The sequence below is a fragment of the Serratia sp. CY55921 genome, from assembly GCF_052167655.1.
GTDB classification, from domain to species: domain Bacteria; phylum Pseudomonadota; class Gammaproteobacteria; order Enterobacterales; family Enterobacteriaceae; genus Serratia; species Serratia ureilytica.
Genome location: NZ_JBJNMU010000001.1, coordinates 537,025 through 563,379 on the forward strand (window position 1 = coordinate 537,025; position 26,355 = coordinate 563,379).

29 protein-coding genes are annotated in these 26,355 nt (G+C 60.2%); 9 read left to right on the forward strand and 20 right to left on the reverse strand.

Translation table 11 applies throughout. The features are described 5' to 3' along the window. Nucleotides 1-46: 46 nt before the first annotated feature. From paaK to paaA, 11 genes are read right to left on the reverse strand one after another with little or no spacing between them, the layout of a single operon-like run. Nucleotides 47-1,354, reverse strand: coding sequence for a phenylacetate--CoA ligase PaaK (paaK, locus tag ACJ8M3_RS02520; protein WP_016927188.1), 1,308 nt, complete (start codon nucleotides 1,352-1,354; stop codon nucleotides 47-49). Between the two features lie 15 nt (nucleotides 1,355-1,369). Then, nucleotides 1,370-2,575 carry a 3-oxoadipyl-CoA thiolase gene (gene pcaF, locus ACJ8M3_RS02525; RefSeq protein WP_089197194.1) on the reverse strand — a complete coding sequence of 402 codons (1,206 nt, stop codon included), beginning with the start codon at nucleotides 2,573-2,575 and terminating at the stop codon, nucleotides 1,370-1,372. Beyond that, on the reverse strand, nucleotides 2,572-3,012 hold the full coding sequence (gene paaI / locus ACJ8M3_RS02530; RefSeq protein WP_033643614.1) for a hydroxyphenylacetyl-CoA thioesterase PaaI: 441 nt from the start codon (nucleotides 3,010-3,012) through the stop codon (nucleotides 2,572-2,574). Before paaI ends, pcaF begins: the two co-directional genes overlap by 4 nt. After that, nucleotides 3,009-4,541, reverse strand: a complete 1,533-nt coding sequence (locus ACJ8M3_RS02535; RefSeq protein ID WP_089197193.1) for a 3-hydroxyacyl-CoA dehydrogenase — start codon at nucleotides 4,539-4,541, stop codon at nucleotides 3,009-3,011. The genes paaI and ACJ8M3_RS02535 overlap by 4 nt, the downstream gene beginning before the upstream one ends. Before the next feature lie 2 nt (nucleotides 4,542-4,543). Next, nucleotides 4,544-5,335, reverse strand: a complete 792-nt coding sequence (gene paaG / locus ACJ8M3_RS02540) for a 2-(1,2-epoxy-1,2-dihydrophenyl)acetyl-CoA isomerase PaaG (RefSeq protein WP_442514601.1) — start codon at nucleotides 5,333-5,335, stop codon at nucleotides 4,544-4,546. Between the two features lie 3 nt (nucleotides 5,336-5,338). Further along, complete coding sequence (paaF, locus tag ACJ8M3_RS02545) at nucleotides 5,339-6,112, reverse strand: 2,3-dehydroadipyl-CoA hydratase PaaF (protein WP_089197192.1); 774 nt, start codon at nucleotides 6,110-6,112, stop codon at nucleotides 5,339-5,341. Nucleotides 6,113-6,120: 8 nt separating this feature from the next. After that, nucleotides 6,121-7,179: a 1,2-phenylacetyl-CoA epoxidase subunit PaaE gene (gene paaE / locus ACJ8M3_RS02550; protein ID WP_047574663.1), complete on the reverse strand. Its 1,059-nt coding sequence runs from the start codon at nucleotides 7,177-7,179 to the stop codon at nucleotides 6,121-6,123. A 13-nt stretch (nucleotides 7,180-7,192) separates the two neighbouring features. Next, nucleotides 7,193-7,690: a 1,2-phenylacetyl-CoA epoxidase subunit PaaD gene (paaD, locus tag ACJ8M3_RS02555; protein WP_033643609.1), complete on the reverse strand. Its 498-nt coding sequence runs from the start codon at nucleotides 7,688-7,690 to the stop codon at nucleotides 7,193-7,195. A 9-nt stretch (nucleotides 7,691-7,699) separates the two neighbouring features. Next, entirely contained in the window at nucleotides 7,700-8,458 is a 759-nt protein-coding gene (paaC, locus tag ACJ8M3_RS02560) for a 1,2-phenylacetyl-CoA epoxidase subunit PaaC (protein ID WP_089197191.1), read from the reverse strand. An 8-nt stretch (nucleotides 8,459-8,466) separates the two neighbouring features. Next, nucleotides 8,467-8,754, reverse strand: a complete 288-nt coding sequence (gene paaB, locus ACJ8M3_RS02565; RefSeq protein ID WP_004935173.1) for a 1,2-phenylacetyl-CoA epoxidase subunit PaaB — start codon at nucleotides 8,752-8,754, stop codon at nucleotides 8,467-8,469. A 21-nt stretch (nucleotides 8,755-8,775) separates the two neighbouring features. Then, complete coding sequence (gene paaA, locus ACJ8M3_RS02570) at nucleotides 8,776-9,714, reverse strand: 1,2-phenylacetyl-CoA epoxidase subunit PaaA (RefSeq protein ID WP_042784922.1); 939 nt, start codon at nucleotides 9,712-9,714, stop codon at nucleotides 8,776-8,778. A 317-nt stretch (nucleotides 9,715-10,031) separates the two neighbouring features. Here paaA and paaZ point away from each other — a divergent pair, with 317 nt between their 5' ends. Beyond that, complete coding sequence (paaZ, locus tag ACJ8M3_RS02575) at nucleotides 10,032-12,098, forward strand: phenylacetic acid degradation bifunctional protein PaaZ (protein WP_046687371.1); 2,067 nt, start codon at nucleotides 10,032-10,034, stop codon at nucleotides 12,096-12,098. 43 nt (nucleotides 12,099-12,141) lie between these two features. Here the strand turns inward: paaZ and ACJ8M3_RS02580 are convergent, their stop codons facing one another. Both ACJ8M3_RS02580 and ACJ8M3_RS02585 read right to left on the reverse strand, forming a co-directional pair. Continuing rightward, nucleotides 12,142-13,035, reverse strand: a complete 894-nt coding sequence (locus tag ACJ8M3_RS02580; protein WP_089197190.1) for a Kdo hydroxylase family protein — start codon at nucleotides 13,033-13,035, stop codon at nucleotides 12,142-12,144. Between the two features lie 494 nt (nucleotides 13,036-13,529). After that, nucleotides 13,530-15,083 (reverse strand): sensor domain-containing diguanylate cyclase, encoded by a 1,554-nt coding sequence (locus ACJ8M3_RS02585; RefSeq protein WP_060660554.1) that lies wholly within the window; start codon nucleotides 15,081-15,083, stop codon nucleotides 13,530-13,532. Nucleotides 15,084-15,243: 160 nt separating this feature from the next. Between ACJ8M3_RS02585 and ACJ8M3_RS02590 the strand changes: the two genes are divergently transcribed. Continuing rightward, nucleotides 15,244-15,438, forward strand: coding sequence for a hypothetical protein (locus ACJ8M3_RS02590; protein ID WP_033643602.1), 195 nt, complete (start codon nucleotides 15,244-15,246; stop codon nucleotides 15,436-15,438). Between the two features lie 15 nt (nucleotides 15,439-15,453). Here the strand turns inward: ACJ8M3_RS02590 and yjdN are convergent, their stop codons facing one another. Then, nucleotides 15,454-15,873, reverse strand: coding sequence for a VOC family metalloprotein YjdN (gene yjdN, locus ACJ8M3_RS02595; protein WP_046687369.1), 420 nt, complete (start codon nucleotides 15,871-15,873; stop codon nucleotides 15,454-15,456). A 176-nt stretch (nucleotides 15,874-16,049) separates the two neighbouring features. Then, a complete protein-coding gene (locus ACJ8M3_RS02600) occupies nucleotides 16,050-16,970 on the reverse strand; it encodes a Kdo(2)-lipid IV(A) acyltransferase (RefSeq protein WP_033643600.1) in 921 nt (306 codons plus the stop codon). Between the two features lie 630 nt (nucleotides 16,971-17,600). On the opposite strand from ACJ8M3_RS02600, the gene ACJ8M3_RS02605 reads away from it, so the two are divergent. From ACJ8M3_RS02605 to ACJ8M3_RS02615, 3 genes are all read left to right on the forward strand, one after another. Beyond that, complete coding sequence (locus tag ACJ8M3_RS02605; RefSeq protein WP_033643599.1) at nucleotides 17,601-17,801, forward strand: glycine zipper domain-containing protein; 201 nt, start codon at nucleotides 17,601-17,603, stop codon at nucleotides 17,799-17,801. An 11-nt stretch (nucleotides 17,802-17,812) separates the two neighbouring features. Further along, the gene (locus tag ACJ8M3_RS02610; protein ID WP_004935146.1) at nucleotides 17,813-18,061 is read left to right on the forward strand and encodes a GlsB/YeaQ/YmgE family stress response membrane protein; all 249 of its coding nucleotides are present in this window, start codon (nucleotides 17,813-17,815) and stop codon (nucleotides 18,059-18,061) included. A gap of 95 nt (nucleotides 18,062-18,156) precedes the next feature. Next, a complete protein-coding gene (locus tag ACJ8M3_RS02615; RefSeq protein ID WP_019453502.1) occupies nucleotides 18,157-18,546 on the forward strand; it encodes a YidB family protein in 390 nt (129 codons plus the stop codon). A 3-nt stretch (nucleotides 18,547-18,549) separates the two neighbouring features. Here ACJ8M3_RS02615 and ACJ8M3_RS02620 read toward each other — a convergent pair whose 3' ends face one another. Then, nucleotides 18,550-19,482 (reverse strand): LysR family transcriptional regulator, encoded by a 933-nt coding sequence (locus ACJ8M3_RS02620; protein WP_033650815.1) that lies wholly within the window; start codon nucleotides 19,480-19,482, stop codon nucleotides 18,550-18,552. A gap of 110 nt (nucleotides 19,483-19,592) precedes the next feature. Here ACJ8M3_RS02620 and ACJ8M3_RS02625 point away from each other — a divergent pair, with 110 nt between their 5' ends. Then, nucleotides 19,593-20,645 carry an SDR family oxidoreductase gene (locus ACJ8M3_RS02625; protein WP_089197188.1) on the forward strand — a complete coding sequence of 351 codons (1,053 nt, stop codon included), beginning with the start codon at nucleotides 19,593-19,595 and terminating at the stop codon, nucleotides 20,643-20,645. 43 nt (nucleotides 20,646-20,688) lie between these two features. On the opposite strand, the gene ACJ8M3_RS02630 is transcribed toward ACJ8M3_RS02625, so the two are convergent. The 3 genes from ACJ8M3_RS02630 to ACJ8M3_RS02640 form a co-directional block, all read right to left on the reverse strand. Beyond that, a complete protein-coding gene (locus ACJ8M3_RS02630) occupies nucleotides 20,689-21,696 on the reverse strand; it encodes an NAD(P)H-quinone oxidoreductase (protein ID WP_033643596.1) in 1,008 nt (335 codons plus the stop codon). A 157-nt stretch (nucleotides 21,697-21,853) separates the two neighbouring features. Beyond that, complete coding sequence (locus tag ACJ8M3_RS02635; RefSeq protein ID WP_004935132.1) at nucleotides 21,854-22,063, reverse strand: hypothetical protein; 210 nt, start codon at nucleotides 22,061-22,063, stop codon at nucleotides 21,854-21,856. 509 nt (nucleotides 22,064-22,572) lie between these two features. Continuing rightward, a complete protein-coding gene (locus tag ACJ8M3_RS02640; protein WP_033643595.1) occupies nucleotides 22,573-22,950 on the reverse strand; it encodes a hypothetical protein in 378 nt (125 codons plus the stop codon). A 375-nt stretch (nucleotides 22,951-23,325) separates the two neighbouring features. Between ACJ8M3_RS02640 and cspE the strand changes: the two genes are divergently transcribed. Next, complete coding sequence (cspE, locus tag ACJ8M3_RS02645; RefSeq protein WP_004935122.1) at nucleotides 23,326-23,538, forward strand: transcription antiterminator/RNA stability regulator CspE; 213 nt, start codon at nucleotides 23,326-23,328, stop codon at nucleotides 23,536-23,538. Between the two features lie 322 nt (nucleotides 23,539-23,860). Then, entirely contained in the window at nucleotides 23,861-24,061 is a 201-nt protein-coding gene (gene dsrB / locus ACJ8M3_RS02650; protein WP_033643594.1) for a protein DsrB, read from the forward strand. Between the two features lie 217 nt (nucleotides 24,062-24,278). Here the strand turns inward: dsrB and rcsA are convergent, their stop codons facing one another. Beyond that, on the reverse strand, nucleotides 24,279-24,908 hold the full coding sequence (rcsA, locus tag ACJ8M3_RS02655) for a transcriptional regulator RcsA (RefSeq protein ID WP_089197187.1): 630 nt from the start codon (nucleotides 24,906-24,908) through the stop codon (nucleotides 24,279-24,281). A gap of 794 nt (nucleotides 24,909-25,702) precedes the next feature. Here rcsA and ACJ8M3_RS02660 point away from each other — a divergent pair. Then, complete coding sequence (locus ACJ8M3_RS02660) at nucleotides 25,703-26,344, forward strand: GNAT family N-acetyltransferase (RefSeq protein WP_033643593.1); 642 nt, start codon at nucleotides 25,703-25,705, stop codon at nucleotides 26,342-26,344. The last annotated feature ends 11 nt before the right edge of the window (nucleotides 26,345-26,355 follow it).

Sequence of the window (26,355 nt, forward strand, 5' to 3'; positions counted from 1 at the left end):
TACCATAATTTGATTTGGGGCGGCGTCATCCGTGACGCCGTGCGCCTCAGCGCGGCCGCAGATCGACCACGCGCTGCGCCTTGCCTTCCGAGCGCGGAATATCGCCGCAGTTGGCGATGCTGACGTCGGTGCTGACGCCCACGATCGATTTGATGTGGTGGCGCAGCTGGTGGCAGATATCGCAACGCTGCTGATGGCTGAGGCTGAGCGCCGATTCTTTCAGCTCGACGCGCACCGCCAGCGTGTCCAGATGCCCGCTGCGGCTGACCTGCAGTTGATAGTGCGGCGACAGCTGCTCGAACTGCATGATCTGTTCTTCCACCTGCGACGGGAAGACGTTGACGCCGCGGATGATCAGCATGTCGTCGGAGCGGCCGGTGATTTTGCCCATGCGGCGCATCTGGCGCGCGTCGCCCGGCAGCAGCCGGGTGAGATCGCGGGTGCGGTAGCGGATCACCGGCAGCGCCTCTTTGGTCAGGGTGGTGAACACCAGTTCGCCGTGCTCGCCGTCCGGCAGGGCGATACCGGTCTCCGGGCAGATGATCTCCGGCAGGAAGTGGTCTTCCCAAATGGTAGGGCCGCCGCCGCTTTCCAGACATTCCATCGCCACGCCCGGCCCCATCACCTCCGACAGGCCGTAAATATCCAGCGCCTTGATGCCCATGCGGGTTTCGATTTCGTGGCGCAGGGCTTCGGTCCAGGGTTCGGCGCCGAACACGCCGAGCCGCAGCGAGCAGCCGCGCGCGTCGCCGCCCATTTTGCGCTCCAGTTCATCGATCAGCGTCAGGCAGTAGGACGGCGTCACCATGATGATGTCGGGTTTGAAATCGAGGATCAGCTGCGCCTGGCGTTCCGTCTGCCCGCCGGACATCGGGATCACCGTGGCCCCGAGCCGCTCCGCGCCGTAGTGCGCCCCCAGGCCGCCGGTAAACAGGCCGTAACCGTAGGCGACGTGCACCTTGTCTTTGGCGGTGGCGCCGCCGGCGCGCAGGCAGCGGGCGACGATATCGGCCCAGTTATCGATGTCGCGCTGGGTGTAGCCCACCACCGTCGGGCGGCCGGTGGTGCCCGAGGAGGCGTGGATGCGCACCACCTGTTCCATCGGCACCGCGAAGGTGTCGAACGGGTAGTTGTCGCGCAGATCCTGCTTGGTGGTGTAGGGGAAGCGCGCCAGATCGCTCAGCTGCTTAAGATCGTCGGGGTGTACGCCCGCCTGATCGAACTTGCGCTTGTACATCGGCACATTGTCGTAGGCGTGGTGCAGCGTCCACTTCAAACGCGCCAACTGCAACGCTTCAATCTCATCGCGCGAGGCGAATTCGATCGTTTCGAGGGGCTGTGGATTTATTGTCATGGTTAGCCTCAGGGGTCAGACACGCTCAATGATCATGGCGATGCCTTGGCCCACGCCGATGCACATGGTGCACAGAGCGTAGCGGCCGGCTCGCCGTTCCAGTTCAAACAGGGCGGCCAGCGCCAGGCGCGCGCCGCTCATGCCCAGCGGGTGCCCCAGAGCGATCGCGCCGCCGTTGGGGTTGACCTGCGGGGCATCGTCCGGCAGGCCAAGCTGGCGCATCACCGCCAACGCCTGGGCGGCGAACGCTTCGTTCAGTTCGATGACGTCCATCTGCGCCAGGCTCAGCCCGGCGATCTCCAGCACCTTGCGGGTGGCCGGCAGCGGGCCGATGCCCATCAGCCGCGGCTCCACGCCGCAGGTGGCGGTGGCAAGGATGCGCGCGCGCGGCGTCAGGCCCTGGCGCGCCGCCATCGCTTCGGAGGCGACGATCAGCGCGGCCGCGCCGTCGTTCAGCCCCGAGGCGTTGCCGGCGGTGATGCTGCCGGGCTGACGGAACAGGGTTTTCAGCGCCTGCAGCTGATCGAAGGTGGTGTCGGCGCGCGGGTGTTCATCCTGGCTGAACAGGGTGACTGCGCCTTTTTTACCGGTGAGGCTGACCGGCGCTATCTCCTGCGCCAGGTATCCCAGCGCCTGCGCCCGGGCGGCGCGCTGCTGGCTGCGCAGCGCAAAGGCGTCCTGATCGGCGCGGCTGATGTTGAACTGCGCCGCGACGTTTTCGGCGGTCTCCGGCATCGAATCGGTGCCGAACTCGGCCTGCATGCGCGGGTTGACGAAGCGCCAGCCGAGGGTGGTGTCGTACAGCTGCGCCTGGCGGCTGAAGGCGCTGTCGGCCTTGCCCATCACCAGCGGCGCTCGGGTCATCGATTCCGCGCCGCCGGCCAGCATCAGCCCGGCGTCGCCGGCCTTGATGCTGCGCGCCGCCATCGCCAGCGCATCCAGGCCCGAACCGCACAGGCGGTTCACCGTGGTGCCGGAAACGCCGACCGGTAGCCCGGCCAGCAGCAATGCCATACGCGCCAGGTTGCGGTTGTCTTCCCCGGCCTGGTTGGCGCAGCCGAGGATCACATCGTCCAGCTGCGCCCAATCCACCTGTGGATAGCGCTCCAGCAGCACGCGCAGCGGCAGGGCGGCGAGATCGTCGGCCCTCACCTGGGCTAGCGCGCCGCCATAGCGGCCGATCGGGGTGCGCACGCCGTCGCAGATAAATGCCTGATTCATGCCTGATCTCCTAAAATGCTGTGACCGAGGCGGTGCGCGCGGCCGCGAAACCAGGCGACGGTTTTGCCCTGTTGATTGACGATTTCGACGTCATACAGCCCGGTGGCTTTGCCCTGATGGCGCATCTGCGCGCTGGCGGTGAGGCGATCGCCGGCCAGCGCCGGGCGGACGAAGTCGATGCTGCAGCCGGAAGCCACCGCCGCCAGCCCCTGGCTGTTACAGGCGTAGGCGAAGGCGGTATCCGCCAGGCTGAACAGCTGGCCGCCATGGCAAGTCTGGTGGCCATTGAGCATCTGCGGGCCGACGGTCATGCTGACCTGCGCGTACCCTACGTCGACGGCATCGATGTGCATCCCCATCGCCTGAGCGCAGGTATCTTGCTGGAACATCTGTTCGGCGCAGCGCTGAGCCAGCGCGCGCGGCGTATTGGCGTTCATTGTTCGGCTCCTGAGAAAGAGGCGGGGGAAGCGTAGCGGCGCAGCAGCGGCATCGGGCGATAGCGGGCCTCGCCGTAATAGCGTTGCAGGTTTTCCAGCGTCGTCAGGATGTGGCGCCAGCCGAGCGCGGCGCCCCAGGCGAGCGGGCCGCGCGGATAGTTGACCCCGCGCAGCATCGCCAGATCGGTATCCTCGGCGCTGGCGACGCCTTTGTTCACCACGTCGAGCGCTTCGTTGGCCAGCATGGCCAGGGTGCGCATCGTTAGCAGGCCGGGGTAATCCGGCAACGGGATGACGCGTTTGCCGAGGGACTGCAGCAGACGGATCGCTTTGGCATTGTGTTGCGCGCCGTTTTGCGCCGCGCAGCTGATGGCGATGGCGGAGGCATGCGCATAGTCGGCACAGAGATCGAACAGCACCACGGGCATTCCACGTTCGTCGGCCAGTTGGCCGGCGGTTTTACCATTGGTTAACATCAGTGTAACGTCGTCGATCGTGACGTGCGGGCTGGTCTGGCCAGGTTGTTTGATCGCCCCCGCATTTTCGCTTAACAGCTGCGCCAAATCGGCCAGCGAAGACCAGTCGCCGTGCAGCGTAACGCGCTGCGGCAGCGCGGCCTGCGCCGGTGGCGCAAAGGCGATCATCTCTGCGGTGGGGCGTTGCGCGTCGTAGCGGTAGAAGCCGCGGCCGGATTTGCGGCCGAGGCGCCCGGCGGCCACCAGCTCCTGCTGCACCAGCGAGGGGGTGAAGCGCGGATCCTGGTAGAAGGCCTGATACACCGAGTCGGTCACGGCGTAATTGACGTCCTGGCCGATCAGATCGGTCAACTGCAGCGGGCCCATGGCGAAACCGCCGGCGTCGCGCATTACCGCATCCAGGGTGGCGGCGTCGGCCACCCGTTCTTCCAGCGCGCGCAGGGTTTCGGCGTAGAACGGCCGCGCCACGCGGTTGACGATGAATCCCGGCGTCGAGCGGCACACGACGCTCTGCTTACCCCAGCGCTGCGCCAGGGCTTGCAGCGCGGCGAGGGTCTCGGCCCCGGTCTCCAGACCGCTGACGATCTCCACCAGCTTCATCAGCGGTGCCGGGTTGAAGAAGTGCAGCCCGGCCATGCGCTGCGGGTGTTGCAAGGCGCCGGCGATGGCGGTGATCGACAGCGAGGAAGTATTGCTGGCGAACAGCGCCGTGGGCGAGCAGACCGCTTCCAGATCGCGGAACAGGCTCTGCTTGATCGCCAGATTTTCCGCCACCGCTTCAATCACCAGCGCGCAGTCGGCCAGTTGCTCGAGCGAGTCGGCGCGTTCGAGGCGCGCCAGCAGCGCCTCGGTGGTGTTTGCGTCGGCCTTGCCGCCGTCGACCCGCTGCCGCAGGCGGCGAGCGAGTTCGTCGATCGCGCGCTGGGCGGCGGCGGGGGCGATATCGAACAGCCGCACCGGGTGACCGGCGGCGGCGGCCACCTGCGCAATGCCGATGCCCATGGTGCCGGCGCCGATCACCGCCACCTGGCCGTTAAGAAGGGGCGCGTTCATGGCTATTTCCCGCTGAAGTTTGGCGTGCGTTTGGCGAAGAACGCGCTGACGCCTTCGCGGTAGTCGTCGCTGCGGCCGCCCAATCGCTGCAGATCGCGCTCCAGATCGAGTTGTTGATCGAGGCTGTTGGTGGCCGAACTGTAGATGGCTTTCTTGATTAGCCCCAGACCGTAAGTCGGCTGGGTGGCCAGATGGCGCGCCAGCGTTTGCGTGCGGTCGGCCAATTCATCCGCCGGCACCACCTGCCAGATCATGCCCCACTCCAGCGCCTGTTGAGCGCTGATTTTGTCACCCAGCAAGGCCATGCCCATCGCGCGGGCGTGGCCGGCCAGCCGCGGCAGGAACCAACTGCCGCCGGAATCCGGCACCAGCCCCAGACGGCAGAACGACTGAATAAAGCCGGCGTTGTCGGCGGCGATGACGATATCGCACGCCAGGGCCAGCGCGGCGCCGGCGCCGGCCGCCACGCCGTTGACTGCGCATACCACCGGTTTCGGCAGGGCGGTCAGGCGGCGGATCAGGGGGTTGTATAAACGTTCGACCGACAGGCCGAGATCCGGCGCCTGTTGATCGGCGCTGACGTTGCGATCGTTGAGATCCTGCCCGGCGCAGAAACCGCGCCCGGCACCGGCGATCAGCAGGCAGCGCACGCTGTCGTCGCGCTCGGCTTGCGTCAGCGCTTCGCTCAGCTGGCGATGCATCTCGTCGTTAAAGCTGTTGAGCCGATCCGGCCGGTTGAGGGTCAGCGTCAACACGCCGGCGTCGAGATGACTGAGAATCAATGCGTTATCCATAAATCAGCGCCCCTGATAGTTTGGCGTACGTTTTTCGAAAAAGGCGGCGATGCCTTCGCGGCGATCGTCGGTGGCGGCCAGGGTGACGAACTGCTGACGCTCCATCGCCAGCCCCTGGCTAAGGCCGGTTTCCTCGGCCTGTTTCAGCGCCTGCTTGGCGGCGCGCAGCGCCAGCGGCGCCTGACGGCTGATGCGATCGGCAATCTGCTGCGTGCGCTCCAGCGTCAGGGCATCGACGCACACTTCGCTGATAAGGCCAGCCTGCAGCGCGGTGCGGGCGTCGATGGCTTCGCCGGTCAGCACCATCTGGCTGGCGCGCGACTTGCCGACGCAGCGGATCAGGCGCTGGGTGCCTCCGGCCCCCGGCATCAGGCCGAGGGTGATCTCCGGCAGGCCGAAGCGGGCGCTTTCGCCGCCGATAACGATGTCGCAGGCCAGCGCCAGCTCGCAGCCGGCGCCCAGGGCATAGCCGTTCACCGCCGCCAGCAGCGGCTTGCTGAACTGCGACAGCCGCTGCCACAGCTGCGGACGGCGATCCGCCAGCGCGGCCGGCAGATCCTGCCGTTGCAGCTCGTGCAGATCGGCCCCGGCGGCAAAGAAACGCGCCGCGCCGGCGATCACCACGGCGCCCACGCCGCTGTCGGCATCGGCCTGATCCAGCAGAAACACTAGCTGCTCCAGGCAAGGGGTGCTCAGGGCATTGCGCGCCTCCGGGCGGTGCAGCGTCAGCGTGACCACGCGGTGCTGCTGCTGGTGCAAAATAAAGGGGGTATCCATCGCGGCTCCTAGACGTCGAAGTCCAATACCACGCCGTCGCCTTTCGGCCACGACTGGCAGCTCAATACATAGCCCGCCGCCAACTGATCCGGCTCCAGGCTGTAGTTGACGCCCATCTCGACATGGCCGGCCTTCAGACGGCATTTGCAGGTGGCGCATACGCCGCCTTTGCAGGCGTAGGGCAGATCGGCGCCCTGGCGCAGCGCAGCGTCGAGAATGCTGTCGTCCTGTTCGCCGAGCTCGATATCCAACCGGCGGCCGTCGAGCAGGATTGTCACCCTGGCGGCGTTGCGATCGCCGCTGTGGCGCGGTCGGGCGACCAGGCCGCTGGTGTTGAAACGTTCGCTGTGGATGTGGTTGGCCGGAACGCCGGCCTGTTCCAGCACGGTCTGCGCGTCGTCCATCATCGATTCCGGCCCGCAGATGAAGGCGTGGTCATAGTCGCGGAAATCCAGCAGCGCGCCGCCGATCGCCGTCAGGCGTTCACGATCGATGCGGCCGCTGAGCAGCGGGCTGTCGAGGCTCTCCTGGCTGAACAGGTACAGCGGCTGAAAACGCTGCGGGTAGCGGTTTTTCAGATCCGACAGCGCTTCTTTGAACATCATCGAACGGCTGTTGCGGTTGCCGTAGATCAGGGTAAAACTGCTGCTCGGTTCGAGCTGCAGCGTCGCTTTGATGATCGACAGCATCGGCGTGATGCCGGAGCCGGCGGCGATCGCCAGGTAATTGCCGCGGCGCTCCGCCTGCGGCTGATAGCCGAAGCGCCCCTGCGGCACCATCACTTCCAGCGCATCGCCGACTTTCAGCATACGGTTGACGAAGCCGGAGAAACGGCCCTGATCAATTGCTTTTACGCCGATCTGCAGCAGGCCTTCCTGCGGTGAACTGCAGATGGAATAGCAACGCCGCAGCTCTTCGCCGTTGACCCGCGCCTTGAGCGTCAGGTGCTGGCCGGGGGTGTAGCGGTATTGGTTTTGCAGCTCTTCGGGCACCCGCAGGGTGATGGCTACGGCGTCCGGCGTTTCGCGCTCGATGGCGGCGACGTTCAGGCGATGAAAGACCGTCATGGTGTCAGCGCTCCTATATGCATTTGAAGTAGTCGAACGGTTCCCGGCAGTCGCAGCAGCGGTACAGCGCTTTACAGGCGGTGGAGCCGAACTCGCTGATCTTCTCGCTGTGGGTGCTGCCGCAGCGCGGGCAGGCGACCGGGCCGTGGGCGTGCGGCCGATCGCAGGTGTGGCCCTGCGGGGGCGCTACGCCGTATTGCCGCAGCCGCTCGCGGGCGTCGGCGTTCATCCAGTCGGTGGTCCAGGCCGGGCTGAGGCGAATGTCCACCCGCACCGGGCTGAAGCCGGCGGCCGTCAGCCGCTGCTCGATGGCGTTGAGTAAAAATTCGGTGGCCGGGCAGCCGGAATAGGTTGGGGTGAAGGTCACGCGCCAGCCGCTGCCGTCGCGCACCACGTCGCGCACCATGCCCAAATCGGTGATCGACAGCACCGGCAGCTCGGGATCGCTGATCTGTTGCAGACAGTGCCAAATCTGCGGGATTTCAGCGGGTTGCAAACGAGTGACGTTCATCGCAGCCTCCTACCATTGGCCGTTTGGATAGGCGCGTTGCAGGAACTGCATCTCCGCCAGCAGCGGGCCGAGGTGTTCACTGTGTCGGCCTTGTTTGCCGCCGTGCCGGAACGCCTGCTCGGCGGGCAGCGTCAACGTCGCCTGGCGCAGCGTCTCCTCCACCTGCGCTTGCCAGGGAGCCTGCAACTGGCGCGGATCGACGGCGATGCCCTGTTCCGCCAGCTCAAGCTCCAGCGCGTCGGCGTGGAACAGCTCAGCGGTGAAGCGCCACAGGTTATCCAGCGACTGCTGGATCTTGCGGTGGCTGATGTCGTTGCCGTCGCCGAGGCGGATCATCCAGCCGCGGCTGAAGCGCAGGTGGTAATCGGCCTCCTTCAATGACTTGGCGGCGATGGCGGCGATCTGCGCATCGCGGCTGCGGCTCAACGCCTGATGCAGCTGCACGTGGTAGACGTCGAGCAGGAACTGGCGCACCAACGTGTCGTTGAAACCGCCGTTCGGCTGTTCCGCCAGCAGCAGGTTATGGAACTGGCGCTCGTCACGGCCGAAGGCCAGGCTGTCTTCGCTGCAGGGCGGGCCGGCCAGTTCGGCGGCGTAGCCCAGGAAGTGGCGCGCCTGGCCGAGCAGATCGAGACCGATGTTGGCCAACGCCAGATCGATTTCCAGCTCGGGCGCGTGGCCGCACCAGGCGCACAGGCGCTGGGCGAGGATCAAAGGCGTGTCGCCCTGGCGGAGCAAATAGCTGATGCGCGGATCGTTAACCGTCATGGTCGCCTCTACATGTTCTTGATGCCGTCGGGAATGGTGTAAAACGTCGGATGACGGTAGATCTTGTCTTCGGACGGATCGAAGAACGCGCCGCGATCTTCCGGCTGCGAGGCGATCAGATGGCGCGATTGCACCACCCAGATCGAGCAGCCTTCGTTGCGGCGCGTGTAGGCGTCGCGGGCGTTTTCCAGCGCCATTTGGTCGTCTGCGGCGTGCAGGCTGCCGACGTGGCGATGCGCCAGCCCTTGTTTGCTGCGGATAAACACTTCATACAGCGGCCATTCAACGTGGCTCATGATCTCGGTTCCTTATGTTGGCTATGCGGCGGAAGCGGCGTTTTTCGCGGCGTGGGCCATGGCGCCGTCGCGTACCCAGGCGCCGTCTTCCCAGGCGCGGCGTTTGGCCTGCAGGCGTTCGTGGTTGCATTGGCCGCGTCCTTTGATCACTTCATGCAGTTCGCTCCAGTCGATCTCGCCGAAGCGATAGTGGCCGGCGGCCTCGTCCCAGGTAAGACTCGGGTCCGGCGCCGTCATGCCCAGCGCCTCAAGTTGCGGCACGGTGTTGTCGACGAACTTTTGCCGCAGTTCATCGTTGCTGTGGCGTTTGATTTTCCAGGCCATGCTCTGGGCGCTGTGAGGGGAGTCGGCGTCGCTCGGGCCGAACATCATCAGCACCGGCCACCAGAAGCGATCGATGGCGTCCTGCAACATCGCGCGCTGCGCATCGCTGCCGTGGGCCATCGCCATCACCGCCTCGTAGCCCTGGCGCTGGTGGAAGCTTTCCTCTTTGCAGATTTTCACCATCGCCCGCGCGTAGGGGCCGAAGGACGCGCGGCACAGCGCCACCTGGTTGACGATGGCGGCGCCGTCGACCAGCCAGCCGATCACGCCGATATCCGCCCAGTTGAGCGTGGGGTAATTGAAGATCGAGGAGTACTTCATTTTGCCGTCGAGCATCTTTTGGTAGATGTCCTGGCGCGAACAGCCGAGGGTCTCGGCGGCGCTGTAGAGGTACAGGCCGTGGCCGGCCTCATCCTGCACTTTGGCCAGCAGCACCGCTTTGCGGCGCAGCGTGGGGGCGCGCGTCAACCAGTTGGCTTCCGGCAGCATGCCGATGACTTCCGAATGGGCGTGTTGGCCGATCTGCCGAATCAGGTTCTGACGGTAAGCGTCCGGCATCCAGTCTTTGGCTTCGATAGCGATATCCGCCGCGATCTTGGCGTCGAAATGCTGCTGATACTGTGCTTCAGTTGTCATGCTCGCCTCTTGGTGATTCGTATTTTTCACATTGAATATAAAAATGTGAATCACTTTAACTAACCATAAGGCTACAAACTGATAACAAAAAGATCAAACGAGATTCATGTGGTTTTGCGAGCGCACTCACAAGTGAATTGATTATCCTGTTGATTTTACTTTATAAATAAAGTCAACAACTCTGTGTTAACGACAGGGAAAGCGGCTTGAACGCGCTTCTTGTTCTCTTTTTGTTAAAATTGAGTTTGGCGTAAACTGGCATTTATGTGATACGTAATTAAGCTGTAGGGTGAAAATTTATGAATTTTGGAGGGCACATGCAGCAGTTACACAGTTATCTTTCTGGCGCCTGGGTGTATGGGCAGGGAGAGAGCCGCGAGATCCGCCACGCCGTGACCGGCGAGGCGCTGTACCAGGTCTGCTCCGACGGCCTGCCGTTAGCGGCGAGCCTGAGCTATGCCCGCCGCCACGGGGGGCCGGCGCTGGCGCAAATGACGTTCCAGCAGCGCGCCCAGATGCTCAAAGCGGTGGCGAAACACCTGCTGGCGCACAAAGAGGCGCTGTATCAGATTTCCTATCAAACCGGGGCGACGCGCAGCGACGGCTGGGTCGATATCGAAGGCGGCATCGCCACGCTGTTCGCCTATGCCGGCATGGCCGGCCGCGATCTGCCGGATGATACCCTGTGGCCGGAGGATGAGCTGATCCCGTTGTCGAAACAGGCGCAGTTCGCCGCTCGCCACGTATTGACCTCGCGCCCGGGCGTGGCGCTGCATATCAACGCCTTCAACTTCCCTTGCTGGGGCATGCTGGAAAAACTGGCGCCGACCTGGCTGGCGGGCATGCCGGCCATCATCAAGCCGGCCACCGCCACCGCGCAACTGACGCAGGCGATGGTCAGGCTGATCGTCGACAGCGGGCTGGTGCCGGAAGGGGCGCTGCAGTTGGTATGCGGCGGCGTCGGCGACATGTTTGCGCACCTGGATTACCAGGATGCGGTGACCTTTACCGGCTCGGCGCAGACCGGGCAGCGGCTGCGCGCGCACCCGCGGCTGTTGGAGAAATCGATCGCCTTCACCATGGAGGCGGATTCGCTCAACTGCTGCGTGCTGGCGGAAGACGTAACGCCGGAGATGCCGGAGTTTGCGCTGTTTATCAAAGAGGTGTGCCGTGAAATGACCGCCAAGGCGGGGCAGAAATGCACGGCGATCCGCCGCATCATCGTGCCGGCGGCGCAGGTGGTTGCGGTGCGTCAGGCCTTGTTGCAGCGCCTGGCTGGGGTGACGGTGGGCGACCCGCAGCTGGAGCAGGTGCGCATGGGGGCGTTGGTCAGCCACGAGCAGCGTGATGATGTGCAAAGCAAGGTGGAGTTCCTGCTGCGCAACGGCTGCGAACCGCTGTGCGGCGCGTCGCTGGATAAGCTGGAAATCCTGGGCGACGGCGCGCGCGGCGGGGCGTTTTATCCGCCGACCTTGCTGTATTGCGCCGATCCGTTCACCCATCAGGCAGTGCACGGCACCGAGGCCTTCGGCCCGGTGGCGACGCTGATGCCGTATGCGGATACCGAGCAGGCGATCGCGTTGGCGTTGCTGGGGCAGGGCAGCCTGGCGGGCTCGCTGGTGACCGCCGACCCGGCGCTGGCCAAGCGCTTCATTCGCGCGGCGGCCTGCGCCCACGGCCGCATGTTGATTCTGGATGAACAGGCGGCGGCGGAGTCCACCGGCCACGGGTCGCCGCTGCCGATGTTGGTGCACGGCGGCCCGGGGCGCGCGGGCGGCGGGGAAGAGCTGGGTGGACTGCGCGCGGTGAAGCACTATATGCAGCGCACGGCGATCCAGGGCAGCCCGGCGATGCTGGCGGCCATCGGCGGCGAATGGGTGCGCGGCGCGCCGGTCGCCGAGCACCCGGTACATCCGTTCCGGAAATACTTCGAGCAGCTGCAGTTGGGCGACAGCCTGTTGACCGCGCGCCGTACCGTGACCGAAGCGGATATCGTCAACTTCGCCTGCCTGAGCGGCGATCATTTCTACGCGCACATGGACAAGATCGGCGCCGCCGATTCGCTGTTCGGCGAGCGGGTGGCTCACGGTTACTTTGTGGTGTCCGCTGCGGCCGGGCTGTTTGTCGATGCCGCCGTCGGGCCGGTGATAGCCAACTACGGCATGGAGAATCTGCGCTTTATCGAACCGGTGAAGATCGGCGACACCATTCAGGTGCGGTTGACCTGCAAGAAGAAGATCCGCAAGCCGCAGAAAACCGCCGAAGATCGGCCGCACGGCGTGGTGGTGTGGGATGTGCAAGTATTGAATCAGGAACAGCAGCCGGTGGCGCTGTACAGTATCCTGACGTTGGTGGCGCGCCAACAGGGGGACTTCGAGGCGTGATGCGCGCTTGCCGCCGCCGGAGCTGCCGGCGGCGGCAATCTATTCAGATCAGCGGCTGACCGCGCAGCTGTTCCAGCACTTTCAGCGGCGAGCGCTGCGGATCCTGCATCTTGTTCACCGGCAGCAAGAAGGTCTGTTCCAGCATAAACTGGCCGCCCATCGCGGCGTGCGGCGTTTGATCCGAGAAGCAAATCCAGCTGCTGCCCGGCGGAAACGCCAGCGCAAGCTGCGGCCCCTGTTGTTGATAATCGCCGTCGGCCTTCATGGCGTCATGCAACTGCAGCATCAGGTGGTCATAATGGCTGCGGCGGGTTTTGGTGATACGTACCCGGTGCTGCAGCCAGCTGCTGAAGGCGGAGTAGCGCGCCAGACGCGGCATAAAGCGTTGCGCCAGCTCAGGGAACGGCTCGCCGACGCGCCATTGGCGGTGCTCACCGTGCGGATTGATGTTGGTGAAAATGCGCAGAATGCGTTCGCCGTAGTTCGGGCGTGACGGGAAGGCGTCGACGTGCAGCCGGCTATCGTCTTTGCGCCAGGAGCTGTTTGCACGCCAGGCTGAAACCGGATGCAAACGCAGGCTGCCGGTCGGGTGGTGCAGCGCCTCCTGATACTCAGGCAACAGCCCGGCGATCAGCTGGCGGCAGGATTGGTAATAGCGCTCCAGCAGTTGCTGAACCTGCTGCCGGCGCTCCGCGACGGCGACGCCGGTCAGCTTGCCGGACAGCGGTTGATAGCTGATGTTTTTGCGCTTCGGATCGACCAGCGCCGGATCCAGCAGCGGCATTTCCTGCTCAGACAGGGTGAAGGCCAGTTCGGGCAGAAACAGCACCTTGCCCTGTTCCAGTTCGCTGACCGCGCTGGATGCTTCCGCTGCCGCCCATTGTCGCAACGGCAGCGTCAGGACGGCCTGTTCACGCATAATATCGCCAGTAGGCATGAGATCTCCTCGCAAATCTATATCGCTTTATTCCCGCCTTTCAGGTTGCCGCGTGGTTGGCTGCACTGGCTTGCGCCGTGGCTGGCTGGAGCGACGCCAAAAGTCTTTGCGTCGGTCGCCCAAATGCAACGTGAAATTTATGGGTTCTATTATGGATGTATCAGCAGGGCGCAGTGCGCCGAAGCGTGCGATGGCTTCCTGATATATAGAATAGTCCTGCTAAGGGTATCACCGGCAATGCCAATGAAAAGTAAACGGAGGCTAAACGAGGTTCGGTGTAGGCACGAATAATCAAAAATGGCACGAATTGTTCGCTGAATAGCGCATTTTTTATCTTATTGAATTGTAATGGAAATAAATATGCTGCTTATTTATTGGCGTTATTTCATTCCGAGAGCGGGGCAAATTGGGGAAATAATGTTTCGGCGGGAAGTTATTTCATTTTTGTCGTGGGAATAAATCGGGCCGCCCAATTTTGGTGGCCCGATGAGTGATTAAGCGCCGTAAATGCAGTTTTTGCCTTTTTTCTTGGCCTGATACAGCGCGCTGTCCGCCTCATTGATAAAGCTGATCGGCGTATCGTTATACATATGCGGCACTTTGGCGCAGATGCCGATGCTGATGGTGACGATGCCGTGCGGGTTGCCCTGATGCGGGATCTTCAGATCGCGCACCGCCTGGATGACGCGTTCGGCGAAAATCAGCGCGCCCTGCACGTCGGTATCCGGCAGGATAATCCCCATCTCTTCACCGCCGTAGCGCGCCAGAATATCGTTGCTGCGGCACGCCAACCCTTTCAGCGTCTGGCCGATCTGCTGCAGGCACTGGTCGCCGGCGACGTGGCCGTAGCTGTCGTTGTACTGCTTGAAGTAGTCGATATCCAGCATCAGCAGCGCCACGCTGCGGTAGTTGCGCGAGGCGCGCGCCAGCTCGTTCTTCAGCGCGATGTCAAACTGGCGGCGGTTGGCCAGGCCGGTCAGGCTGTCCAGCAGCGCCAGTTCTTCCAGCATCTGGTTGATGCTGGTCAGCTGATCGCGGGTGCGCATCAGCTCGGCTTCGGTTTGCATGCTGTGCTTGATTTGCCGCAGCAGCACCGCGCCCATCGCCAGCAGGATCATCAGCAGAGAGAGGCCGCCGGCGGCGAACAGGCCGGCGTCGGTGCGCCAGTCCGCCAGCGCGTCGCGTTTCGACAGCCCGGCGGCGATCACCAGCGGAAAGCGGTTGACCCGCGAATAGCCGTAGATGCGCTCCACTTTGTCGTACAGCGAGGTGATGGTGGCGTTGCCGAATTCCGAATGCGGCAATATTTCGCTGAACAACACGCCCTTGGCGATATTTTTACCGATCGAGGCCGCCGAGTAAGGGCGGCGGTAGAGGATGGTGCCGTCCGCCAGCAGCAGATTTAGCGAGGCGTCGGTGTTGAGGGCGAAACTGTCGTAAAACTGGCGAAAATAATCGACGTACAACGTCGCCAGCACCACGCCGCCAAAGCTGCCGTCCGGGTTGTTGAAGCGGCGCGAAACGGGGATGATCAGATCGCCAGTGGTGCGGCTGCGGATCACCTCGCCGATGTACAGACCGCCGCCATCGCGGTTTTGGTGATATTTGAAGTAATCGCGATCGGCGTTGTTGGCGTTCTTGATGAATTTGCCCGAGGAGGTCGCCAGCCAGCGGCCGCTCGCATCGTAGATAAACATCCCGTGCAGCTGCGGCAGGTTGCCGACCTGGGTTTGCATCACCCGTTGCAGCCGGGTCAATTGCGAGGGCCCCAGTCCGTCGTTCTGGAGACGTTCGGTCAGATCGAGCAGATTGCCGTCTACCTGCATGAAGGTATCGTCGGCATGCTGCGCCAGCGAACGGGCGAGGTTGGCGGATTCATGCTCGGCGCTGCGCAGATCCCGCTGGTGCGCGTTCCAGATTTGCCAGCTGTTAAAGAGGATCAGCGTGGCGGCAACGATGATGACAAACACGCCGGCCTGAAATAATAATGGGGAGCTTTTAACGCTGCGCGGCGCCGCGGCATCCTGTATGGGTTGCTGCTGAGTCATGTCACCCTTGTTGTTTGATTACTATTCAATTTGAGTTAAGAGCAATCTTATATTTTATGCATAAATGCGCCAGACCTCTAGCCCTTAACGTGGCGATAGGGAGAAAGGCGCCTCGCACCCCGCATTTGCGGCGGTGTGAACGCGAAGGAGTAAAAGAGCCATGTCGGATTACATCATTATCGCTTTACTGACGCTGGCGGTGTATTACCCCCTCACGCTGGGGGCGCTGGCGGTGATGATGTTCTTCGCCTGGCGGCGGCGACGGTCGCCTTACTGGCGGTTGGGGCTGGCGCTGTTGACGGTGTTGTTCGCGCTGTTCGCCAAAGCGGCGTATGACTGGCACCGCTACAGCTAGCGGCGCCATGCGGGGTTATTCGACGTTGATCATCCAGTTGACGCCGAATTTGTCGGTCAGCATGCCGAAGCCTTTGGCCCAGAAGGTGGCTTGATAAGGCATCGTCACCTGGCCGCCCTGCGCCAGATTATCGAACAGTTTGCGTCCTTGTTCCGCGTCGCTGGGGTTCAGCGACAGCGAGAAGCCTTTGTGGGAAGCGCCGCCGCTGTCATCCTGCGGACAGCCGTCGGAGGCCATCAGCACGCCGTCGCCAATCAGCAGACGCGCATGCATGATCGCTTCAGGATTGACATCCTGCGGCCCGCCTTGGCGGGCTTCTTCGGGCATGTCTTTAAAGCGCATGACCATTTCAATTTTGGCATTCAACTGCTGTACATAGAAGTTAATCGCTTGCTCACAGTTACCGCTGAAGAACAAATAGGGTTGTACCAGCATGACATTGACCTCGGTTGTGGCCCGACAGGCAACGACCGGCCCTCGGGCGGGAAGAAATGATTGCTGGCGGCAATAATTGCCGTCGGTGACTTATTAGTGTAGTCCCCCTGACGTAGAATGCTCGTGCGAGGTGAGCGCCTTCGCCGCCGGCAGGGCGGGCGAAGGCTCGAAGGTGATTAATACAGCGAAGGTTCGCCGGGGGGGCGGGTTTTAAAGCGGCGGTGCAACCACATGTATTGATCGGGCGCCAGCAGCACCTGTTCTTCCACCACGCGGTTCATCATGGCCGCTGCGCGCGTTTCGTCGTCCAGCGGGAAGTCCGTCAGCGGCGGCTGCACGATCAGCTCGTAGCCGCGGGCATTCGGCAGGCGGCGCGGCACGAATGGCACGATCGACGGCCGCCCCATACGCGCCAGGATATAGGTGCCGGTCGTCGTGGCGGCGTTTTCCACGGCGAAGAACGGTGCGAACACGCTGCTTTGCGGGCCGTAATCGTGGTCCGGCGCGTACCACAGGATTTCACCCTGCTTCAGGTTGCGGATCATGCCTTTGATATCTTTACGATCGATCATGAATTTATTCGAGCGCAGCCGGCCCCAGGTCTGCACCCATTCCATCAGCTTGTTATTGTGCGGGCGGTGTACGCCGATGCCGGGGTTTTGCATGCCGAAGATGCGCGCGCCCAGCTCCAGAGTGAGGAAATGCAGGCCGATCAGCAGCACGCCTTTCCCGTCCTGACGCGCTAACTGCATGTTTTCCATGCCGCTCACCTTAAACCAACGGGCGATGCGCCAGTCAGGCCAGAACCAGGCCATGCCGACTTCGAACAGGCCCATGCCGACGGACTCAAAATTTTTGACAATCAGCGCCTCTCGTTCGGCGGCGGGCATCTCAGGGAAACAGAGTTCTAAATTACGGCGCGCTATTTTTACCCGGCGTTTCATCAGGGGCATGGCGATTCTGCCAAGGCCGTGTCCAAGCCGATAAATGAGCGGATAGGGCAATAACACTAATAGATAGAGTATTCCCAGCCCTATCCACAGCAACCAATAACGAGGGCGCAAGAATTCGCGCTCAAAGCGTTGGTTTAAAATCATTTTTTCTGTTCTTCCTTTAATTTCGCAATGGGACCTTAACCCAAATTGTTATGGGCGAAATGATAGAGCATTTTTTGTGAGACCGGGTTTTCCATTCATGCTTTTTTTTTTACGCTTTATTTAAGCGCAGACGGAAAACGGAACGAAATGAGATTTTTACCGAGGGAAGGGCGGATATTCACCGCTATTTCAACCGGCTGGCGACATTGAAAAATAAGGACACAATTCAGCGCATCGCAAAAGTGACAACCGCTATGTAACCTTAGAGAAACAGCAGCGCGGCGGAACCGTCCCAAACGGCAGCCAGCGCATACAGCAGCGCGAGAATCAGGACAAAAGGGGCATTGAACATCGGCGTTTCCTCCAGGAGGCTGTGTTTAAAGTTTAGCCTGCCCAGATGACAATGGGATGAAATGCGATCGCTTTTGAAGCGGTGAAATTCAGACGGACGGAAATGGGTAAACCGCTGATTTTTTACTATAGTCATAGTGTGATGTTGTGCGTTTGTCGCCGTACGCCCCGTCTTGAACGGCTGTGGGCAGAGTGTCCAGAGCAAGATCGCGGAACGGGCGGCGCCGGACGTGAAACAGGTGACGAAGTTCTCAGAGGGCGGGTCTGTAAGGATTTGACATGTCATATGAAAATGACGATCTAAGCGGTGTTGAGCAACCGAGCGACTACGTTAAAACCACCGCCTGCGAAGTGCGCAGCGGCGTAAAGGCAGCGCTCGAGCAATCATGTGCCTGCATCAAGGATAACCCTTGGGCAGGGGTAGGCGCCGGCGCCGTCGTGGGCCTGGTAATAGGATTTCTGTTAGGCAAAAGGCAATAGGGAGAGTAAAAATGGGCATCATTTCCTGGATCATTTTTGGTTTAATCGCCGGTATCCTGGCTAAATGGATTATGCCGGGCAAAGACGGCGGCGGCTTTATTGTTACCGTTATACTGGGGATCGTGGGCGCCGTCGTCGGCGGCTATATCAGCACCTTCTTCGGTATGGGGCGCGTTGACGGTTTTAACCTGGGCAGCTTCGTGGTGGCGGTCATCGGTGCCCTGGTGGTGCTTTTTGTCTACAGGAAGATCAAAGGCTAAGCAGCCGTTGCTCAACAGGGTCGCCGCGGCGGCCCTTTTTCGTGAAATCAATCCGGCTGTGCGGCACGGGCCGCAGCGGCTGAAAGGGGAATATCATGGGTCTGTTCGATAGCGTATTGGGTAACATTCTGGGCGGCGGCGCCAACGGCAAAGGCATCGACTACATCGCCATTATGCAGTGGGTCGAGCAACAAGGCGGCCTGCAGGCCATTTTGGACAAGTTCCGCCAGGGGCAGTTCGGCGATATCGTCGGTTCCTGGCTCGGTAACGGCGAAAACCAGCCGATTACCGGCGATCATGTGCAGCAGGCGTTGGGCAGCGATGCGATCAATCAATTGGCTGAAAAGCTGGGCGTCGATCCGGCCCAGGCGTCCAGCACCATTGCACAGTTCTTGCCGACGGTAGCGGATGCCGCTTCGCCAAACGGTGAAGTGCAGCAAGACAGCAATGAACTGGGCGACATGGTCGGCAAACTGTTCAAATAATGATTATGCTCCCGGCGTCTGGCCGGGGGCATTCACTCCGCTAATTCCCTCGATCGCCGTCAACGCCTGTTGCAAATGCGCCACCCAGGCGCGCACTTTCTGCGGAATAAAACGTAAAGCGGGATAGACCGCATGCAGCGCCATGGGCGGGTAGCGGTATTCCGGCAAGACGGGAACCAGCGCCCCCGTCGCCAGCTGTTCGCCGATCAGCGGCCGCTGAGCGCCACCGATGCCGGCCCCGGCCTCGATGGCCGCCAGCAGCGATAAGGTATTGTTGGCGCGAAACGTGGGCCGCAGCGCGACCATCTCGGCGCCGTGGGGGCCGAGCAGGGTGAGCGTATCGCCATCGTTTAGGCCGCTGTAGCGAATGTGCGCATGTTTCACCAGATCCGCCGGCGAACGAGGGGCGCCATGCCTGGCCAGATAGGCCGGCGACGCGACCAGCAGGCGTTGCAGCTCACCCAACCGTTTCGCCACCATGCCGGGCGCGTGCAATTCGCCGAAGCGCAGCGCCACGTCGATGCCTTCGCCGATGACGTCGGCGCGGCGATCGTCCAGCAGCAGCTCGATGGTGAGATCCGGATGACGTTTTTGGAACGCGATGGCCAAAGGGGTGATATGCCGTTGTCCGAATCCGGTCGGCGCATGCAGGCGCAAATTGCCCTGCAGCTGGTGGTGCTGGCCGTGCAACGCCTCTTCCGCTTCGTCTACCGCCGCCATAATCGGTTTGAGGCGCTGATAGTAATCATTGCCGGCCTCCGTCAGGGTGACCGCCCGCGTGCTGCGAAACAGCAGCTGCGCCCCCAACTGCTGTTCCAGACCGGCGATTTGCTGACTGACCGCCGGCTGCGTCAAACGCAGATCGCGCGCGGCGGCCGACAGGCTGCCCAGCTCCGCCACCCGCATAAAGGTTTTCATTGCGTTCAGCTTATCCATGTCGATTTTGCCTATAGATATTTCTTATTAGTGTTAGTGGAAACCCTCATCTACCGCAAGTATCGCTAATCAATAACACTCAGGGTATCGATAATCCGAGGGGTGACAAAATGAACGCAAAGCGACAGGCGCTGGTGATCGGCGCCAATGGCGTGATTGGGCGCCGATTGATTGAGGAGCTGATTGACCAAGGTTGGCAAGTGGTGGGCGTTTCGCGCCGGGGCGGCGAACCGGCGCCTGGGGTGCGCCACCTGCAGGTTGACCTGCTGGATGCGGCGGCGACGCGGGACGCGCTGCGGCCGCTGAGCGCGATTAGCCACGTTTTCTATGCCGCCTATCAAGATGCTCCGGATTGGGCGGGGCTGGTGGCGCCGAACCTGCAAATGTTGCAACACGTTGTCGAAGGGCTGGAGCCGATTGCGCCGGCGTTGGAACATATCAGCCTGATGCAGGGCTATAAAGTTTATGGCGCGCATTTGGGGCCGTTTAAAACGCCGGCGCGTGAAAGCGATGCCGGGCATATGCCGCCGGAGTTTAACGTGGCGCAGCAGCAGTATCTGGAGCAGTGCCAAACAGGCAAGCGCTGGCGTTGGAGCGCCATTCGCCCGAGCGTCGTGGGGGGCTTCTCGCTCGGCAACCCGATGAATCTGGCGTTAAGCATCGCGGTTTACGCCTCGATCAGTAAAGCGCTCGGGCTGCCGCTGCGCTTTCCCGGGAAGCCGGGCGCTTACCACAGCCTGTTGGAAATGACCGACGCCGGACTGCTGGCGCGCGCCACGCTCTGGGCGGCGACCGAACCTGCGGCAGCCAATCAGGCGTTTAACATCAACAACGGCGATCTGTTTCGCTGGAGCGAAATGTGGCCGAAAATCGCCGCGTACTTCGGGCTGGAATGTGCGTCGCCGTTGCCGATGACGCTGGAAAACATGATGGCGGACAAAGCACCGCTGTGGCGCGAGCTGGCGCAACGGCACTCCTTGACCGAGCCCGATTACCGGGCGGTGGCCGGCTGGCGTTTCGCCGATTTCGTCTTTTCCTGGGACTACGACATGTTCGCGGACGGCAGCAAGGCGCGGCGTTTCGGTTTCCATCAGTTTGTCGAAACCGAAGCCATGTTTTTCTCGCTGTTCGATGCATTCCGCCGTCGCCGCATCATTCCCTGAATACGGCATAAATGTCCCCGCAGCCCCGCTGCGGGGAAAGGTCTCAGAACGTCAGCATGATTTTGCCGATGTGCTCGCTGGATTCCATCAGCGCATGCGCAGCGGCCGCCTCTTCAAGCGGGAAGGTTTTAAAAATTTGCGGTTTCAGCACGCCGCGCTCCAGCAGCGGCCAAACTTTCTCGTGCAGCTCGGCGGCAATCTGCGCTTTGTCCGCGACGCTGCGCGAACGCAGCGTCGAACCGGTATGGGTCAAGCGTTTCAAGAGCAGCGGCATCAGGTTGAGCTCTTTTACCACGCCGTTTTGCGTGCCGATTTGCACGATACGGCCTTCCATCGCTGCGGCCTGATAGTTCTTGGCCACATAGTCGCCGGCGATCAGATCGACGATCACGTCGGCGCCTTTGCCGTTAGTGGCGTCTTTGGTGCGGGCGACAAAGTCTTCGTTGCGGTAATTAATCGCCACGTCGGCGCCCAGCGCCAGGCTCGCCTGACGCTTCTCTTCTGAACCGACGGTGGTGATCACCTGGGCGCAGAAGGCTTTCGCCAGCATGGTGGCGACCGTGCCGATACCCGAGGTGCCGCCGTGGATCAACACGGTCTCGCCGGCTTTGAGGTGACCGCGTTGGAACACGTTGACCCAGACGGTAAAGAAGGTTTCCGGCAGCGCGGCGGCCTCGGTCAGGCTCAGGCCCGCCGGAACCGGCAGCGCATTACTTTCATGCACGGCGCAGTATTGCGCATAGCCACCACCGGCGATGAGGGCGCAAACCCGATCGCCGATTGCGAAGCGGGTCACGCCTTCACCGATGGCTACCACTTCGCCGGCAATTTCGAGGCCGGGAATATCCGAGGCGCCGGGCGGTGGCGCATAGTTCCCCTGACGTTGCAGCACGTCGGGGCGGTTAACGCCGGCGGCGGCGATTTTCACCAGAAGTTGGCCCGCTTGCGGAACCGGCACCGGACGTTCGGCGACGACCAGAACCTCGGGGGCGCCGGGTTGGCTGATCTCAATCGCTTTCATCGTGTCGGGCAGCGGTGCATTCGTTGACATGGTTACTCTCCTCATCGTGGCGGACGCGGTTATCAGGTGGCGCGTCCACAATAAAGTCTGCTGTTAGCTTAGCGAAATCGAATGAGGTGCGCGTGGTCGAATAGAGCGGTTTTGCGAGGAATGAGGAGGAGACGCCGCCGCGATGGGCGGCTGGGTATCAATCGTTAGGGGGGATGCGGAACCCTTTCAATGAAACGATAAAGTGTTCTTTTCCCTTGGAGATCTTGGCGCCTTTATCGCACCACAGGCTGGCAAGCTGGAAGAAATCGTCGCTGCCGATGTCGTAAGCCAGTTCAATTTTCTTGGCTGTGCCGGCGCGGATGAGCTTTTCTGCTTCCTGGTGGTTTGCAGCTTTAATTATGGTCATGGGCGAAATCCTTGGTGTTAAGCCAGAACGGATAATCGCTAATCATCATATGGCCATATTGTGACAGTTTTGTGATGAAAGGATGACGATAACCGCAGGCGCGGCGTGCGGCGTGCCGCGCCTTTGCGGTGAAAATGCGTTGTCGGTTACCGATCGTGCGGGCGAACGAATGCGCTTTTCTTCTGAGATTTGAAGTGTTTATAGAGCGCATAGCCCGCAATGCCGGCCAAGACGGCCAGGAGGGCAAGAGATCCTGTGGCCATGAACATCACCTCCGAATAAGAATGGCAAGGAGGCGTATTTGTGACATTCATCACTTTGCAGGGCAATGAGACCAATCTGTAATCGGGAAGGCGTGATGCGAGAAGGGCAAAAAAAAAGCGCCTATAGGGAGGCGCATAAAGATTTGCAACACAGCTTGTCATGTTCAACACCAGGAGGAGTGGTGAACTGACGCCATTCTAAGCGGCCGTGATTGCGTGAGGTATAGGCATTCTCCGAAAGCGTCATTACCACTCATAGCCTAACTGAATGTTGTAATCGGGATCCTGGTTGGTGGAATAAGGATCGGATTGGCGGCGGCGATCGGTTTTCTTCACCGGGCCGTCATACGCGGGATAAGGTTTGGTGCGCGGCTTGCTGCAGCCCGGATGATCGCACTCGATGTCGACGCGAAAACCGTTTTTATCTCGCGCCTCTGCCCAAGTGATCGGCGGTTTCTCGGCCTTGGGCGCGGGCCCAGGCGACGTCGGCGGCTTGGGCGCAGGGGCGACGCTGGGATCGGGGGCTTGATAATTCAGCTCCAGCGCGCCAAGCGGAGCGCTGTAAGCGGCAAAGGCCAGCAGGGCGGCGGCGCTGGCGGCCGGTAATGTGAGCCATCTCGGCATGGTGGGTCTCCCTGGATGATTACGCCGGGCAACTATAAAACAGTAAAACGAGAATTACTATCATTTGCCTGCGGCGTAATGGGGATTCAGCTGGCGATCCCGTAGGCAGACGGGGTCAAATCCTGTGCGTTTAGCCGAGATTAACGCCCCTGCACGGCGAAAAAGGTTGCTATTGCCGCTCGCTCGTGAGTTAATGATGTCGGCCTGTGGTACAGACCTATTTATGCACGACATTTTGAGTAAAGTAGTTCAAATTTAAAGCGTTATCCCGGATAGCCCTTCTCTGACGAATTTCCTTTCCAGTGCCTCCATAAGTAACTGATGACCGGCTATCTCGCCCATGGCGGCTAACATTATTATTGAAGGAAATTAGACATGTCCAACATGATCAAAGGTCAAGTGAAGTGGTTCAACGAAGCTAAAGGTTTTGGTTTCATCACCCCAGCAGACGGCAGCAAAGACGTATTCGTACACTTCTCTGCTATCCAGGATCAAGGCTTCAAGACCCTGGCTGAAGGCCAGAACGTACAGTTCTCTATCGAGAACGGTGCGAAAGGTCCATCTGCGGCTAACGTTACCGCTATCTAATTGGCGTCTACCGCTGATTGAATAAAACCCGCCGAGGCGGGTTTTTTTATGCCTGCAATTTGACGGCGCATAAAAAAAAAAGCCCGCAAGTCTGCGGGCAAAAGTTCCTTGTTACTTCTTCATTTGCAAGCGCTTCTCTGGGGGGGAAACGCCTGAAGACAGGTTACGCGAGGACGGCTTAAGATTCTGCGGTCAAACCGTTAAGAAAGTGAAAATCCAGGCGGCTGCTACGCTGATAGCAGAGACCGGCAGGGCTGGGGCGGTGTCCTTCACCCGGGGTTTTGTAATACACTGATGCCAATCGCAAAGAATGGGGAAGGGTATGCAGGTTAACGATCGAGTGACGGTAAAAACAGATGGCGGCCCACGGCGCGAAGGCGTCATTCTGGCCGTAGAGGTCTTCAACGAAGGTACCATGTATCTGGTGTCTCTTGAGGACTACCCGGCGGGCGTGTGGTTTTTTAATGAAATCGACAGCCGTGACGGCACTTTTGTGGAGCCTTGCGGCGCGCCCGGGCAGTAACTTCGAATAATCTCATTAATTTGCTAACGAAACTGTCTATTTTGAGATTATTTCAATGCGGTAAGAATTTTTTTATCGACGACATAAAAATACCCGTTGCGCTAGCGGGGGATAACGCAGCAGGTATTCTTTTGGTTATCCCAGCGTTTGAGAACCGGATTACGTTATCACCGGATATTTAACGATGGGTAAACAAAGTGGGGGCGTTCTCTACGGTTCAGCGGCTATTGACGAATATTCCACTAGTCAATGTGTCGGTCAAACGGACAACGTGGTAAATGATCTGCTTGTTGTGCGTTTTTATTTTCCGCTTGATGTTTCCCTTGTGGGAAGAGACCGTTTTGGCCTTTATTTGCATCTGGTCTGATATCTGGATGGTGCCTTGCCCGGACATCCACATGCGTAACATGTTCGATTCAGTTTGGCTCAGTGTCACCGGCGTTTGATCCAGAGAGGATTTCTCCATCCGTAGGGATTTTTTCTCGAGATAATGACTAAGTAGCTGATTCATAGTCTCTGGTTTGATGGATTTTGACGATATGATGACGTTCTTGCGAACATATAAATAATCGTCGAAATGTACATTGGTAATAGCCATGAAGATGAAGAATAACGTATCCGGGTGCAGTGAAATCACCCGTTTTATTCGCTCCGTGGCGTTTGCTTCATGGATGAAGCAGTCCTCGTTAATAAACACCAGGCTAGGATTCAACTTACTGCATTTTTCATGCAGGCTGTCAATGTCCTCGATGGCATTAATATGGCGCTTCTTCACGCCATGCGAAGTCAGATAGTCGGTTAACCCCAATCTGGTATAGCTACATGAATCCATGATAATCGTTGGCATATCGCACCCCCACTTAAATCCGTTTTACTGCGGTAATATGAGAAAAAGCCTAAAAAGCCGAAAGGCAAAATGGAACAATAATTCAGTGTAGCGAGTGTTCTATCAATAAACACGACGGCACTCAATGATATTTTCATACTAAACTTATTAATCGCATGAATCTATAAGTTTGGCTTAAGTCAGAGCGATCTGCTACTCGCCCGGCGTCGGCATGATGGGCCTGATTCGCGCTTGGCGCCCGCGCCTGCCGGCATTGTCTGCTGATAATCTGTTCATCATGTCACGAAACAAAATTTTAGTTTGCTAGGAAAAGTCTTAAAAAAAATTCATGTGTCTTTTTTTTGAAGTCTTTTAGCGTGCTTTTTAAGTGCTCAAAAAGCACTCGCTTCTAGGTTCTTCTATTTTTAATCATAAAAATCATTGCGTTATGATTGTCTTGGCACCTTTCGCTAATGATAAGCGCTTCTGTTTTTATCATAACAACAAACAAAAGTTAACATTATTGCTGGAATGTGTAGCTTAATTGTTGCCATAAATCACCATTTTACAATAGGTTATGTGGATATTTATTTCATATGAAATCATTTGTGTGAATGTTTATCGGTGATTGAGTGATTTTTCTAAACTATCGTCTTGCCAGCCGGTCGGCAGGGGCGGCGGCAGGTCGGAGTTGTTTCTGACCCGTGCCGGTTTTAATTTGCTCTTGCACCTTTCAAAAACAGGATGTCGCGGTGAGACAAAATCAATATGGGCAGCCGATAGGCGATGCCCTCCCTCATTGGCAGCCGGCAGGCATGCCCGGGCAAGCGTTACTGTCAGGGCGGTTTTGCCGCCTGGAACCGCTGAACCTCGAACGCTGGGGCGACGAGCTTTATCAGGCTTATCAAACCGCCGAGGACGACCGCGACTGGACCTATCTGTTTTGGGCGCGGCCGCAGACGCGCGAGGATTTTCAGCATTACCTGCAGGCCCTGGCGTCCAGCGCCGACAGGCGCACGATGGTGGTGATCGATCAGGCGAACGGGCGCGCGGTAGGAACCTGCGCTTTTTTGCGCATCGATCCCGCCAACGGTGCGGCTGAACTGGGCACCATCAACTGGTCCCCGCTGATGAAGCGCAGTGCGCTCGGCAGCGAGGCCATTTTCCTGATGCTGCGCCATTTGTTTGACGATCTGGGTTACCGGCGCTGCGAATGGAAATGCGATAGCCTCAATCTGCCTTCGCGTCAGGCCGCCGAGCGTTTTGGCTTTCGCTATGAGGGCACGTTCCGTCAGGCGGTCGTCGTCAAAGGACGCACGCGCGACACCGACTGGCTGTCGATCATCGATGGAGAATGGCCGGCGCTGCGCTCGGCGTTTGCCGCCTGGCTGTCGCCGGATAACATCGGCGACGACGGGCGGCAAGAACGGCGTTTGCAGGCCTTCCAGCCCGGGTGACGCGCCAGGCG